Raw genomic sequence first — 15236 nt, forward strand, 5'->3', positions numbered from 1 at the left:
TTCCCACCGTTTATCTGTTAGCATTGTTCTTGGCATGATGAATCGAGTTATGGTTGTTTTTGACAGAATTATTATAACTCACATCATGCCGTCTAAAAAATAATCACGAAAGATCAACACGCCCTATTTTTTAATTTGATTTTTTCTAAACTTGTTTCATCGCTTTTGGGTTAAACAAGTTTATCTATTTTTTCAATTATAAAAATAGCATTATTCTAATATATTTTGTTGTATGATGAGCCATTTAGCAATAAATATAAGGATCAGCTGATGGATGAAAAAATAGGAAAAATCAAATTCAATAAGAAAGTCATCGTCAATGCGTTATTAACAGTATTGAATATTGAAAAAATATCTCCCAGTTTTATTCGCATACAGTTTAGTAGCGATAAACCAGTAAATATCGATCCATTATGGATTTGTCCGTATTTAAAATTGCTTTTTCCTGATCCTTCAACCAATGTAATTACTTTCCCTAAACTTGATGATAATAATAAAATCGCTGTTGATGATAAGCAACGTCAGCTAGTCCGTAGTTATAGTGTGCGCGAATTTGAGCGTGCCTCTAATCAATTTTTTGTTGATTTTGCTATTCATGATACAGGATTGGCTTCAGTGTGGTCGCAAAAAACTAAGATTGGTGACCAAATTGGTTTGATTGCGGCAGCCAGCAAGTTGCGATTTACTGATAATTGTTTGGTGTTAATGGGGGATATTTCGGCTGTGCCCGCCATATGTTATACGCTTGAACATCTTCCTCAAAATCAGAAGGCTTTTGCCTTTATACAGGTTAATCATAAAAGTGATATAGTGCCGTTGCCAGATAATAAAAATATTAAGGTGAATTGGTTTATACAAAATAGGGATAATCCCTTTCAATTAGTTGATGCGGTAATTAATGCTGATTTATCAGAGCAAAATAAGTTGTTGTTTTGGGGAGGGATGGAGCGTTCGTTGGCACAATCTGTTCGTCATGCTATTAAAGATAAATATATACATTTGTCGCCTGATGCTTTTCATATTACTAGTTACTGGCGAGAAGGTTTCGCCGAAGGCGAATTTAAACATCGTGAATAATTAACGGTTACTTTTATGAATATTCTTGCTCATTTGCATTTGGCTACGTTAGCACGTAGTTCGTTGATTGGTAATACAGTTGCTGATTTTGTTAAAGGTGATCCTTATTTAATTTATAACTCTAATATTGCCGATGGCATTATGCTACACCGTAAAATTGATAGATTGACCGATAGCCTGCTTGAAGTTAAGAAAGCCAAGCTGCTGTTTAGAAAATCGCATCAGCGAGTTGCAGCCATTACATTAGATATTGTGTGGGATCATTTTTTGTCAAAGCATTGGGCTAATTATGGTTTGTTGTCGAGTGTGTCTCAATTTAATCAAGTAACAAAAGCTCATATCCAACCTTATATTGACGTTTATCCGGTAGATTATCAGCATTTTATGAATTCAATGTGGCAAGGGGAGTGGCTCGAAAATTATGCTTCTATTGACTTTGTTGGTAATGTCCTTAGTGGCATGGCAAATAGACGACCAAAATTATATTTGTTAAAAGAAACAATTGTTGATGTTAAGCAGCATTATGCTCAATTAGAGTCGTTATTTTTTTTGTTATATCCCAAAATCTGTTTAATAGTAAAAGATAGCACCAGCTAAACTGGATTTTGGTGCTACCAGTTCAAGCCGCTATGCTTAAACCAGTAGTGTTTTAGATTATTTGCTGTTAATTTGGCAATATCAGTTTGCCATCTGCTTTTTGGATAATGCTGTTGCTATTTGGCGTTTGAGCTATCGGTTTTAGGTTGTTGTCGGTTATTTGTGGCGCATAACCGCTTTTACCTCCACGAGTTTTGGTACGTACAACTTGGCTTACTGGTAGCGTAGCGTTGTTGGTTAAGTTAGCCCATAACCACTCGATGGCATCTTCGCCATAATAATCAATTGGTAGTAATGTGTTGTCAAATGGGGCTCGGCCATCTAAGTAGCTGGCGTTTTCTACTTCAATATATCGCAGTTGTGATTGTTTACCTTCAACTAAGCTATTTAGTGCGACATAAGCGCGCGATGTATAATTGGGTAATTGTTTAACATTGTTCCGACCATGGACAATAAAGGTTTTTATACCATGTAAGTTACCCGATGCCATAACTTGTTTTATGCCTTCTTTAATGCGTGGTTCTTGTGATTTTTTATAAACACAGATCGATCCTTTAGTGCCGTAATCGATTGTATTTTTCGTTTGCGAGCTAGAATAAAATTCACGTCTTGGGGTGTTGAGATCTTCGTTTTCAACTAGATCCAAAACCGTTGCATTACGGCCATTCCAAAGCGGTAAATGGCCGTTAGCCATTCCCCATATTTGTTCAAACGAAATTTCTTTTAATGGTGCAACTTTTCCTGTGTTGTTAATTGGGTTTTGCTGGGTGCTTGCTACCGAAAAATTGCACATATTTTCGGTGACACTATATTTGCCATAGGCACTAATATATTGATATGGTAGACCAATAGATTCAGTGTAGTAAAAATAGGGTAGTTGAATATCCATTTCTGGTGTCCAACCATTTTTATGTAGTTTTTCTAACGCTTCTTTTGGTGTTCCTGTAGTAAGTAACTTTGCTTTTTTAAGGGCGTTACAGCGCTCTTGTGAATAAAGAAAATAATCAGCATAAGGTACATAAGCATCGTCTTTATAAGCTGTTATGGCTGGTATGGCACATGGTATATATAACGCACCATAAGCACTGTAATTAGCAATAGATTTGGCTTCTAACTTTTGCGAGTTGTTGTTGCCGATTTTGAGTTTAACTGAGGCTTTGTCAAGATTTGGTTGAATTTGTGGATTAACTGCAACAATACCGTCAATCATATTTTGATCATCTAATTCGCCAGCTTTTAATGCTGCTCCACCACCATCGCTTGCGCCATAGACTAAAACCAGAGTGTTGTCTTTGTTAAATATAGCTTGATCATTCGGTGAAAACATAATATTAAGTTCATAAAAAGCAAATTCTAGGGATTTTAATACGTGTTCCCCCCAGCGGGCTTCGGCATTGAGTTGCGAGTGTAGTTGTTTTATAGCATAGCGATGGGGATATTTTTTGATATATTTTTCTTTATTATTAATCGAAGGAGAGAATAAGATGTTACCGCTTTGTACTTCTCCCCAAACGGTGAATCCAAGTTTGCGTTCAATATCATAAATGCCGTTACCTAGCCCTTTGTCGTTATATACTACTGCACAGTTGTGACGGAGTCCCCATAATCCACGAATCTGTATATCTTTGGTATTAAATATTCCATCCGAATCACTAGCAGGAACCGCAACAATGCAAGGTTTATTTTTGTTAAAATCAAGTGGAATTTGTAGCAACATGCCAACACCGTCTTGTCTTTGTACGGCTGATATTTCGGTACCTGCAATTTTACCGTCAAACAAAGGAGTTAGTTCTTGCTTTCTAAAACCAAATAGTGTTCCTTCACCAATTTTGGTGTCAATATAGCGATTTAGTTTAGCTTGTCGGCGTTCTTGAAAGTTTGGTTTAGCTGGAATTTCAACTTCTGGTACGATAGTGGTGGTTGATAATGGGGTAAACCCAAGCCCAGCTGTAACAAGGTCATCACTATCACCATCATAATAAGCTAATGTATTGCGGACTAGCCACTTTGGTTTTTTAATTGTGTTATCAATTGGGGATGGCGTGCTGCTGTTAGTTTCAGTATTGGTTGTTATAGTTGTGGTTGACGTTGCCGTTTTGCTGTCAGCTTTTGTATTGTTTTTGCCAGTACCAGCGTTTATGTTAGAGGTGGTTGGTTTTGTGGTATTGGACTGTGCCATTAATGGCATAGTAACAGCGGCAAAAAATATCAATGAGGCTAACGTTCTTAATTTTATCTTTTTCATTTTCAATACCATGCAATGTTATTCTGCTACATAAAATCTTAATAAAAAATTAGGTATATGCTAGTTAACACGTTATATAGTTTTAATTTTTTGAGGTGTAATTATACACTATATTTTTGTTATGCGTTATTAGGTAAATTGAGATTGCAAATTGCCCAAAAGGCAGCAATGATTTTCTCTGATAATCTTCTTTTTTGTACACAAATACCAACATCAAACGGTTCCATTAAGTTTGTTGACCATTCGGTTATGCGCTCTCTTATTCGTTCAGGGCTATTGTCCATTACGACTTTAGGTAATAAGGCTACCCCACAACCTAAAGCAACCATCGATACAATGGCTTCGTGTCCTGCAACCGTAGCATAAATTTTGGGATTGGAAATTTTTCTTTGCTTAAACCATAAATCAATACGGTGGCGACTAGGGCCATGTTCAGGCAATATAAAGGGAATATTATGCCAGTCAGGCTGTTTTTGATGTAGTTTGTCACTAAACGTGCTATTAAGTTTAGGTATTAGCAATACCATTTCAATTTCGCCAAATTTTAAAAACTCAATACCAGTAGGGAGCTGTTTTGGTTTACCTGCTATAGCTAAATCGGCTTCATTTGCTTGAATTTTCTTTACAGCGTCAGCAGCATCACCCGTTGATAGTTTGATTTCAACTAGAGGATAGTGGATCCTAAAGCGATCAAGTATTTCAGGTAGATGGCTATATGCAGCGGTGACTGAACAAAATAGAGTGAGTTCGCCGACAATTTGTTGGTTAGATTGATCTAAATCATATTTTAGTTGTTGGTGCATGTTTATTACTTGTTGAGCAAAACGTTTAACTTTTTCGCCCTCCGAAGTGATTTGTACTTGCCTATTGTCGCGAATAAATAGCGCGTGACCAAAATGTTCTTCAAGTCGTTGGATCTGCCTTGATAAGGTTGATGGACTAACATGCATAGCATTTGCCGTTATACCAAAGTGACAGGTTTCGCATAAATGTAAATACAATTTTAAATCACGAATGTTCATAGCAAATCCCAGTTTTTATACTTAAACATATAGTTACCTGAAACTTTTTAACAAAAAGCAGTAAATAGTGCATTACTTATTAAGTCAAATATTATGCATAGATAAATAAATAAGGCAAATAACGTTACATATAACATCAATAGCAAAACAGACAGATACCTGCTAAAATATGTGATTATTTTTGTGTGAGTTAAAACAGTTTTATGACAGAACAAGCTTATTTAGACGAAGTTAATGCACGTCGCACTTTTGCAATTATTTCTCACCCCGATGCTGGTAAAACAACCATTACCGAAAAGGTATTGTTATTTGGTCATGCGATTCAAACAGCTGGTACAGTTAAAGGCCGTGGCGCTAATGCCCAACATGCGAAATCAGACTGGATGGAAATGGAAAAGCAACGTGGTATTTCAATTACTACATCTGTGATGCAGTTTCCTTATAATGACTGCTTAGTTAATTTATTAGACACTCCAGGGCACGAGGATTTTTCTGAAGATACTTATCGTACGCTAACAGCGGTTGATAGTTGTTTGATGGTAATTGATGCAGCAAAAGGGGTTGAAGATCGTACTCGCAAATTAATGGAAGTGACACGATTACGCAATACACCAATTTTAACCTTTATGAATAAGTTAGACCGTGATATTCGCGATCCAATGGAACTGCTTGATGAGGTTGAAAACGAGTTAAATATTATGTGCGCCCCTATTACTTGGCCGATTGGTTGTGGCAAGTTATTTAAAGGTGTTTACCATTTAGCTAAAGACGAAACTTACCTTTACCAATCAGGGAAAGGTCATACAATACAAGAGGTCCGAATTATTAAAGGGTTAACTAACCCTGATTTGGATTTAGCGGTGGGTGATGATTTAGCGCAGCAACTGCGTGAAGAGCTTGAATTAGTGCAAGGCGCATCAAACGAATTTGATTTAGATGCTTTCTTGTCAGGCGATTTAACGCCAGTCTTTTTTGGTACGGCATTGGGTAATTTTGGCGTGGATCATATGCTTGATGGTTTAACAGCTTGGGCACCAACTCCTCAACCTCGTCAAACCGATAAGCGTGAAGTCGAATCATCAGAAGAAAAGTTCAGTGGTTTTGTTTTTAAAATTCAAGCCAATATGGATCCTAAACACCGTGACCGCGTTGCATTTATGCGCATTGTATCGGGTAAATATGAAAAGGGCATGAAGTTACGACATGTACGTATTGCTAAAGATATCAATATTTCTGACGCCTTAACATTTATGGCAGGTGATCGTGAACATGTTGAAGAAGCCTATGCTGGTGATATCATTGGTTTACATAATCATGGCACGATTCAAATAGGTGATACTTTTACACAAGGTGAAGATCTGAAATTTACAGGCATTCCTAACTTTGCACCAGAACTGTTTCGTCGAATTCGTCTTAAAGATCCACTTAAACAAAAGCAGTTATTAAAGGGGTTAGTTCAATTGTCCGAAGAGGGTGCTGTACAAGTGTTTCGTCCATTAACCAATAATGACTTAATTGTGGGAGCTGTAGGGGTGCTACAATTTGATGTGGTGGTTGCTCGTTTAAAATCAGAGTATAACGTTGAAGCCATTTATGAGCCAGTTAATGTGACAACAGCGCGTTGGGTTGAGTGCTCAGATGTGAAAAAACTGGAAGAGTTTAAACGAAAATGTGAACAAAATTTGGCCTTAGATGGCGGGGATAATCTATCTTATGTGGCACCAAGTATGGTTAATTTAAATTTAACTCAAGAAAGATATCCTGATATTGAGTTTAGAAAAACTCGAGAACATTAATTGTATTCATCACAAAATAGCGGAATCTATCATTATGTTTAAGCATTTTGATACATCCGCTTCTTTCTTTTTAACCGTATTTTTTTGATGATAAAGTCAAGCGAGTGAATATTATGGATTTGAAAAATAAAAAAATAGTCAATTTAATAATTAGTAGTGTTATTGGATTATTAACTATGACTACTTCACCGATATTGTTTGCTATTGAAAATAAGCTTGTGAGCCCAGTTTTGTTAGAAAAAGTTCAGCAAAGCGAGCGCGATAAGCGCCAATATGAGGTGGTTGAGCTAGCAAATAAAATGCGAGTGTTACTTGTTTCAGATCCTAATGCTGTAAAATCACTGGCATCATTAGCACTGCCTGTCGGCTCGTTGCAAGATCCCAAAGAGCAACAAGGGGTGGCTCATTATGCTGAACATATGGTATTAATGGGATCGAAAAATTATCCAGAACCAGCAAGCTTTTCTCAATTTTTAAGTCGTCATTCGGGAAGTTATAATGCTAGCACTGCGGCACATAGAACAGCTTTTTATTTTGAAGTTGAAAATAGCGCATTTGATAAAGCACTGGATTATTTAGCTGATGCTATTGCTGAGCCCAATTTAGATCCTAAATTTGCCGATAAAGAACGTAATGCAGTTAACGCTGAATTGACAATGGCCAGATCAAATGATGGTTTTAGGATCGGGCAAGTTGATTCTGAAACAATTAATCAAAACCATCCAGCTTCTCAATTTTCAGGCGGTAATTTAGAAACGTTAAGTGATAAAGAAAATAGTAAATTACAAGATGCTTTAGTGAATTTTCATAAAGATTATTATTCAGCCAATATTATGGTTGGAGTGATGTATAGCAATCAGTCGATCAATAAATTGACAAAATTAGCTGAAAATAGTTTTGGTAAAATCCCTAATAAAAATATTAATGCCCCAATAGTTGATAAACCCGCTATAACACCAAATGTGTTAAATAAACAAATTTCTATGGTACCAGCACAACCCAAAAAGCTATTGTTTTTACAGTTTCCGATTGAAAATAACTTGGCTAAATTTGCTGATAAAACCGATGAGTATATTACTTATTTAATCTGTAACAGTAGTCATAATACGTTGTCTGATCAGTTACAAAAACAAGGTTTAATTGAAGGAATTAGTTCATCTATCAATCCTATCCGTTATGGTAATAGTGGTATATTGAGTATTAATGTGAGTTTAACCGACGATGGACTTGCTCAAAAAGATAAAGTTATTGGCGCTATTTTTAATTATTTACAGTTGATTCAAAAAGAGGGCATTTCTGACGCTTATTATCAAGAGATTCAAAAGGTATTAGCGTTAGAGTTTAAATATCAAGATGTCGAGCGTGATATGTCATATGTAGAATGGCTATCAGATCAAATGTTGTTGTATCCAGTTCAAAATGTGTTAAATTCAGATTATGTTGCTACTCATTTTGATAAATCAGCTATTACGGCACGTTTAAAAAGTTTGACTGCCAATAATGCTAGAATTTGGGTGATTTCGCCAAACCAAACTACCAATAAAACTGCTTATTTTGTAGATGCGCCCTATAAAATTGATAATATCACTAGCGAGCAAAAAGCAAGTTGGTTAGCACTAGGCAAAAATTTTACATTTAGTTTGCCTGAGCTCAATCCTTATATACCTGATAATTTTACGATTTTAAAACAAAATCGTAATCAAGCGCAACCTGAAAAATTTAGTAAGCGCGGTAATCATATTCATTTTGCTAGCCAGTATTTTAATAATGAACCTAAAGCTGCTATTGTTGTTTCATTACGCAATAATCAGGCTACTAGCGACGTAAAAGCTGTGGTTGCTTTTAATCTGCTTGATTATATTGTGAGTCGTAATTTAGAACAATTACGATTTCAGGCTGGGGTTGCTGGTATTTCATTATCAACTGGTAATGATAATGGCTTAATGATTTCAGCCAGCGGTTTTAGTCAGCATTTACCAAAAATGGTTACGGCCATACTTGATAACTATCGCAAGGCCACTATTGATGAGCAAAGTTTAGCATTAGCTAAATCTTGGTATTTGCAAGAATTGGATAAAGCCGATCATGCTAAGAGTTATCGGTTAGCGGTTAATCCTATTAATGCATTGTCGGTATTACCGCATTATTTTGAACGAGATGAAAAACGACAAATTACAGCAAATATGACCATTAATGATGTATTAGCTTACCGTGATAACTTATTAACTCACTCAGTACCTTATATGCTTAGCTTGGGTAATTTGTCTAACGAGGACTCTTTAGATCTTTATCATGCCATCCAGAAAACATTAGTGCGTGATGTTGAATTTACTCCTGTTAATAATATTCAGATTAAAAACTCGTTAGAGGCTAAAATAACTCAACATGCAAAAAGCACTGATAATGCTTTGATGATGAGCTATATTCCAATGGGTTATGATCGAATTAGTAGTAGCATGATAAGTTATACTCTTTCTAAAATTATTTCACCTTGGTTTTATGATCAGTTACGCACCAATGAGCAACTAGGTTATGCTGTATTTGCAGAGCCTATTACGGTTGGTGATTCGTCGGGAATGAGTTTTATTATCCAAAGTAATCAATATGATCCGGCTTATTTAATTAAACGCTACCAAGAATTTTATCCAGTTATGCTGAATAAATTGCAAGCATTATCGAAAAAAGATATTGAGCAATATAAAAAAGCGGTACTTGATGAATTGAAAATGCCTCCGCAAACATTGGATGAGGAGTTTGGTCGTTATATGCCTGACTACCGTAATTCACGTTTTGCGTTTGATTTAAAGGATAAAAAAATCGAGCAATTGCAAAAAATTACTAAGCAAGATTTGATTGATTTTTATAAACGTTCAGTAATGCAACCTAACGGATTTGTAATGGCATCACAAGTACTTGGCAATACAACTGATATATTAAAGCAGCCACAAGCAATAACTGAGTATACCGAATATAAGAATGCATCAGCTTTGCAGGCTATATTGCTACAGTCACGAACTAAATAAGTTGTTATAAATAATAGAAAAGTTAATTCAATAGGAGAAAAAACTTAGATAGGAATAAAACATTTTGCCAAAAATTGGCATTGCTATCACCTTGTGATACACTGCCAAAATCCTAATAGTTTGAGTGTATTATGATTACTGGATCGATTGATTATTGTGCTATAGGTCAGCGTCTGCGTGCGTATCGGATTGCTGCCTCTTTGAGGGCTGAAGATGTTGCAGAAAGTCTTAAAATTTCAAGAGCAGCAGTATATCGGTTAGAAAAAGGTGAGATCGTTAAAATTGAAACTCTAGAGCGATTGGCTTCCTTACTTGATACGTCTTTTGCTAGTTTACTTGGCATTGATACTGAATACTATTCGAGTGGTGAAGGCTTTTTTGAACGTATGCGTCAATTAGAAGAGCAATCAACTCATATCTATTCTCATTTCGATCCTTTTTCCTTTTTATTAACTTCTTCTGATTATTTGTCTCATTTAGCGATAATGTTAAATGAATCGAGTAAACCCGCTGATCCTCAAAAATATGCCACTACCTTATCCATTTTAAAAGATCGTAAAACTCAGTTCTGTCAATCAATTCCAAAAGTTATTAATTTAATCAGTTTACGTAATGTAGAACGTTTTTTACATATTGGTTTGGTTGGTAATTTAACTATTTCGCCGGGTAAAAAATCGGAAAGAATGCTACTAGCACGCAAAGAAGTTTATCACTTAATTCAGTTAATTGAACAACAAGCCCTTGCGCCAACAATTGCTATTACACAAGAAGCTATTCCGTCAATTGCTTTTCAGATTTTTTATCAAGATGGGGATCCTATTTCATTAGCAATGAGCCCATTTCGATTAGGAGAGTTACCTAATGTTACTACCGGTATTGCATCGATTACGTCATCTTATGATGCAATTAAACGGTATCGCCATTTATTTGATAAGTTATGGGAAAATAGTGCTAAAGATAAGCAAGCAATTGATTTATTAAAAGCGACGTTAGAGAAATTTTAAAGAATATTAAAGAGAGTCATTATGTTATCCTTAACATTACAACCGATAAAAAGATTTAATGGTACTATCAATTTGCCTGGTTCAAAGAGTGTTTCTAATCGTGCTTTATTACTATCAGCATTGAGTAAAGGTAATACACGGTTAAAGAATTTACTTGATAGTGATGATGTGCGTTATATGCTTGATGCGCTTGCGGCCTTAGGTGTGAAGTATCAGCTATCACACGATCGCACGATTTGTGATGTGCAAGGTGTGGGCGGTATTTTGCAATCCGACCATGCATTAGAGCTTTTTTTGGGTAATGCTGGCACAGCAATGCGTCCTTTAGCTGCTACGTTATGTCTTGGAAATAATAATATTGTGTTAACGGGCGAACCTCGCATGAAAGAACGCCCAATTGGTCATTTGGTCGATGCTTTGCGACAAGGTGGAGCTAAAATTGATTATCTTGAAAATGAAGGCTATCCACCACTACATATTCAAGGTGGTTTTACAGGTGGTGATATTAAAGTTGATGGTTCGGTCTCTAGCCAATTTTTAACTGCACTATTAATGGCTGCGCCATTAGCAAAACAAGACACAGAAATTACTATTATTGGTGATCTTGTTTCTAAACCTTATATTGATATTACAGTCAAAATGATGGCTATGTTTGGTGTTTTGGTTACCAATCACAATTATCAAAAATTTACTGTTAAAGCTAATCAGTGTTATCAATCGCCGGGAGATTATTTAGTTGAAGGGGATGCGTCTTCTGCTTCTTATTTTTTAGCAGCGGCTGCAATTAAAGGTGGTAGTGTTAAAGTAACTGGCATAGGGAAAAATAGCTTACAAGGCGATACCCAATTTGCTCATGTACTTGAAAAAATGGGGGCTAAAGTTATTTGGGCTGATGATTATATTCAATGCTCTCGTGGTGAATTACACGGTGTTGATATGGATATGAATCATATCCCAGATGCAGCAATGACTATTGCCACAACAGCGCTGTTTGCTAAAGGTCCAACTACAATTCGTAATATTTACAATTGGCGAGTTAAAGAAACTGATCGTTTATATGCGATGGCAACAGAATTAAGAAAGGTTGGCGCAACTGTTGATGAAGGTCACGATTATATTACTATTATTCCACCAGTTAAATTAAACCATGCCGAAATCGAAACCTATAATGATCACCGTATTGCTATGTGTTTTTCGCTAGTGGCGCTTTCTGATACTTCTGTGACGATATTAGATCCTAAATGCACAATGAAGACTTTTCCTGATTATTTCGAACAATTTAAACGATTAAGCGAAGAATGAAATGAATAAATCTGTTCCCGTTATTGCTGTTGATGGACCAAGTGGTGTCGGTAAAGGTACGTTATGTCAAGCATTAGCCAATCATTTTAAATGGCATCTTTTAGATTCTGGTGCTATCTATCGTGTGCTAGCACTTAGTGCGCTTAAGCAAGATATTGCGCTAGATGATGCCAATAAACTTGAACAACTAGCTCTTAATTTGCCACTAACGTTTGATACGCAAGGTTATAATGTTAAAGTGTTATTAGATCAGATTGATGTGACTAAAGAAATCCGTACAGAACAGACGGGGGGAGCCGCATCAAAAGTGGCGGCAATTAATTCGGTTAGAGTAGCTTTATTACAACGTCAACGAGACTTTAAGCAAGCACCTGGATTGGTTGCAGATGGTCGTGATATGGGCAGTGTAGTATTTAGTGATGCCCCTGTTAAGATATTTCTTGATGCTAGTGCCCAATCTCGTGCAGAAAGGCGAATGAAACAGTTGCAAGATAAGCAAAATAATGTTAAATTCGCCGAAATTTTGCAGGAAATAACTGCGCGTGATGAAAGAGATCGTCATCGCGCCGTTGCGCCACTTAAACCTGCAATTGATGCTCTAATAATTGATACTACATCACTGTCTATTGAAGATGTTTTTAATCAATCTATTAAGTATATAAACGAAAAACTTGCGTTGTAACTTAAATTATAGCGTGAAACTAGCTCCATTATAAGGATGTATGGAGTATTATAAACAACCCCACAAGACAGGATGTAATGTGGACGTTAAAATTAACTTAAGTATATAAATATGACTGAATCTTTTGCTCAACTCTTTGAAGAGTCTATCAATCAACTAGACACTCGTTCTGGTAATATGATCCGTGGTACTGTCGTTGCAATCGACAAAGATGTTGTTTTAGTTGACGCTGGTTTAAAATCTGAATCAGCGATTCCAGTAGAGCAGTTTAAAAATGCCCAAGGCGAATTAGAAGTTCAAGTCGGCGACGTTGTTGACGTTGTGCTTGACTCAATCGAAGATGGTTTTGGTGAAACTATCTTATCTCGTGAAAAAGCTAAGCGTCATGAAGCATGGCTTACACTAGAAAAAGCAGTTGAAGATGCTGCAACAGTTTTAGGTGTTATCAATGGTAAAGTTAAAGGTGGCTTTACGGTTGATCTTAATGGCGTTCGTGCGTTCCTTCCAGGTTCACTAGTTGACGTTCGTCCATTACGCGATACTTCTCATATTGAAAATAGAGAAATCGAATTAAAAGTTATTAAATTAGATCAAAAACGCAACAATGTTGTTGTTTCACGTCGTGCAGTTATTGAATCTGAAAATAGTGCAGAAAGAGAACAACTTCTTGAAAATCTACAAGAAGGTTCTGAAGTTAAAGGTATCATCAAAAATCTTACCGATTACGGTGCATTTGTTGATCTTGGTGGGGTTGATGGGTTACTTCACATTACAGACATGGCTTGGAAACGTGTTAAACACCCAAGTGAAGTGGTTGAAGTTGGTCAAGAATTACTTGTTAAAGTACTTAAATTTGACAAAGATCGTTCACGTGTATCACTTGGCTTAAAACAATTAGGTGAAGATCCATGGGTTTCAATCGCTAAACGTTATCCAGAAGGTACTAAAGTAACAGGTAAAGTAACTAACTTAACTGACTACGGTTGTTTTGTTGAAATTGAAACAGGTGTTGAAGGTTTAGTTCATGTTTCTGAAATGGACTGGACAAACAAAAATATTCATCCATCTAAAGTTGTTAGCTTAGGTGATGTTGTTGAAGTTGTTGTGCTTGAAATTGACGAAGAACGTCGTCGTATTTCTCTTGGCCTTAAACAATGTAAACCAAACCCGTGGTTACAATTTGCTGAAACACATAATAAAGGTGATAAAGTTAGCGGTAAGATCAAATCAATCACTGATTTTGGTATCTTTATCGGTTTAGAGGGCGGTATCGACGGTTTAGTTCATCTTTCAGACATTTCTTGGAATATGCCTGGCGAAGAAGCTGTTAAAGCTTATAAGAAAGGTGATGATATCGAAGCTGTTGTTTTACAAGTTGATGCAGAACGTGAACGTATCTCTCTAGGTATTAAACAATTAGAAGATGATCCATTCAGTAGCTTTGCTTCTAACTATAAAAAAGGCACAATAGTTAAAGGTACAGTAAGTGCAGTTGACGCTAAAGGTGCAACCATCGAAATCGCTGAAGGTATTGAAGGCTACTTAAAAGCACAAGATATCGCTCGTGAGCGTATTGAAGATGCAACAACTGCATTAAAAGTTGGTGATGAAGTTGAAGCTAAAATTGTTAACATCGATCGTAAAACTCGTGCAATTTCGTTATCAGTACGAGCGAAAGATGAAGCTGATGAAAAAGAAGCTCTCGCAGCAGTAAACAACACAGCAACTCAAGAAGATGCATCATTTACTAATGCAATGGCAGAAGCATTCAAAGCTGCATCAAAAACTGAGTAAAAAATATTTATGTAAAGAGTAAAGAGGGCTTGCCCTCTTTTTCTTTTATGGGATAAAATGAAATAGTTACATGCCACATAAATAAATTAGGAGTGATCATGAACAGATCAGATTTAGTAGAACGAATTGTTAACTGGCGAACACACCTCCCAGTTCAACTAGTTGATGATTCAGTTAGAGATATCATTGAACAGATCGCTTTAGCTATGGAAAGTAACGATCGTGTGGAAATTCGAGGTTTCGGTAGTTTTAGTTTGAACTATCGAGCTCCACGTAAAGCAAGGAATCCAAGAACTGGTGGTAATGTTGAAGTGAAACATAAATATATACCTCACTTCAAACCAGGTAAAGAATTACGTGAAAGAGTAAATAATGCTGCAAACGCATAATCTTTAAATTTCACACCTAGATGGAAGCCTTTGAGTTAAATCAAAGGCTTTTTTGTTTTAGCTAGTTTAATTTCTATCATCTAGTCGTACTTACTTATTTAAATAACCTTTACCATTTATCATTAAGGAAAAACCAGTCAACGTTATGTTGATTTAAGTCGTTAAATCCCTCTTTTAAAATATGCAATATTGCGAATAATTTCAGTAAATTTCATTAAGATTAATGATTAAAATGGAACAAAGATCGAAAAATTCAACATCAATTATTTTTTTATAATATCAAGTGATAAACTTATATTGTTCAA

11 protein-coding genes are annotated in these 15236 nt (G+C 36.0%); 9 read left to right on the forward strand and 2 right to left on the reverse strand.

Annotated elements, in window-relative coordinates:
* The first annotated feature begins 270 nt into the window (after window positions 1–270).
* Complete coding sequence (locus GYW75_RS10890) at window positions 271–1077, forward strand: siderophore-interacting protein (RefSeq protein ID WP_174799364.1); 807 nt, start codon at window positions 271–273, stop codon at window positions 1075–1077.
* A gap of 15 nt (window positions 1078–1092) precedes the next feature.
* Window positions 1093–1674, forward strand: a complete 582-nt coding sequence (locus GYW75_RS10895) for an acyl carrier protein phosphodiesterase (protein ID WP_174799365.1) — start codon at window positions 1093–1095, stop codon at window positions 1672–1674.
* Window positions 1675–1741: 67 nt separating this feature from the next.
* On the opposite strand, the gene GYW75_RS10900 is transcribed toward GYW75_RS10895, so the two are convergent.
* Complete coding sequence (locus GYW75_RS10900) at window positions 1742–3919, reverse strand: 3-hydroxybutyrate oligomer hydrolase family protein (RefSeq protein WP_174799366.1); 2178 nt, start codon at window positions 3917–3919, stop codon at window positions 1742–1744.
* Window positions 3920–4038: 119 nt separating this feature from the next.
* Window positions 4039–4941 (reverse strand): HTH-type transcriptional activator IlvY, encoded by a 903-nt coding sequence (gene ilvY / locus GYW75_RS10905; RefSeq protein ID WP_174799367.1) that lies wholly within the window; start codon window positions 4939–4941, stop codon window positions 4039–4041.
* 203 nt (window positions 4942–5144) lie between these two features.
* Here ilvY and prfC point away from each other — a divergent pair, with 203 nt between their 5' ends.
* The 7 genes from prfC (at window position 5145) to ihfB (ending at window position 14931) form a co-directional block, all read left to right on the forward strand.
* Entirely contained in the window at window positions 5145–6737 is a 1593-nt protein-coding gene (gene prfC, locus GYW75_RS10910; protein WP_065589253.1) for a peptide chain release factor 3, read from the forward strand.
* Window positions 6738–6913: 176 nt separating this feature from the next.
* Window positions 6914–9760 carry a pitrilysin gene (gene ptrA, locus GYW75_RS10915; protein ID WP_174799368.1) on the forward strand — a complete coding sequence of 949 codons (2847 nt, stop codon included), beginning with the start codon at window positions 6914–6916 and terminating at the stop codon, window positions 9758–9760.
* Between the two features lie 131 nt (window positions 9761–9891).
* On the forward strand, window positions 9892–10764 hold the full coding sequence (locus tag GYW75_RS10920; RefSeq protein WP_174799369.1) for a helix-turn-helix domain-containing protein: 873 nt from the start codon (window positions 9892–9894) through the stop codon (window positions 10762–10764).
* A 21-nt stretch (window positions 10765–10785) separates the two neighbouring features.
* Complete coding sequence (gene aroA, locus GYW75_RS10925; RefSeq protein ID WP_174799370.1) at window positions 10786–12066, forward strand: 3-phosphoshikimate 1-carboxyvinyltransferase; 1281 nt, start codon at window positions 10786–10788, stop codon at window positions 12064–12066.
* 1 nt (window position 12067) lies between these two features.
* On the forward strand, window positions 12068–12748 hold the full coding sequence (gene cmk, locus GYW75_RS10930) for a (d)CMP kinase (protein ID WP_065589251.1): 681 nt from the start codon (window positions 12068–12070) through the stop codon (window positions 12746–12748).
* A gap of 111 nt (window positions 12749–12859) precedes the next feature.
* Window positions 12860–14542 carry a 30S ribosomal protein S1 gene (gene rpsA / locus GYW75_RS10935; RefSeq protein ID WP_085163945.1) on the forward strand — a complete coding sequence of 561 codons (1683 nt, stop codon included), beginning with the start codon at window positions 12860–12862 and terminating at the stop codon, window positions 14540–14542.
* Between the two features lie 98 nt (window positions 14543–14640).
* Window positions 14641–14931 carry an integration host factor subunit beta gene (gene ihfB, locus GYW75_RS10940; protein WP_034912930.1) on the forward strand — a complete coding sequence of 97 codons (291 nt, stop codon included), beginning with the start codon at window positions 14641–14643 and terminating at the stop codon, window positions 14929–14931.
* Window positions 14932–15236 lie beyond the last annotated feature (305 nt).

The organism is Gilliamella sp. ESL0232, assembly GCF_013346885.1.
Classification (GTDB): domain Bacteria; phylum Pseudomonadota; class Gammaproteobacteria; order Enterobacterales; family Orbaceae; genus Gilliamella; species Gilliamella bombi.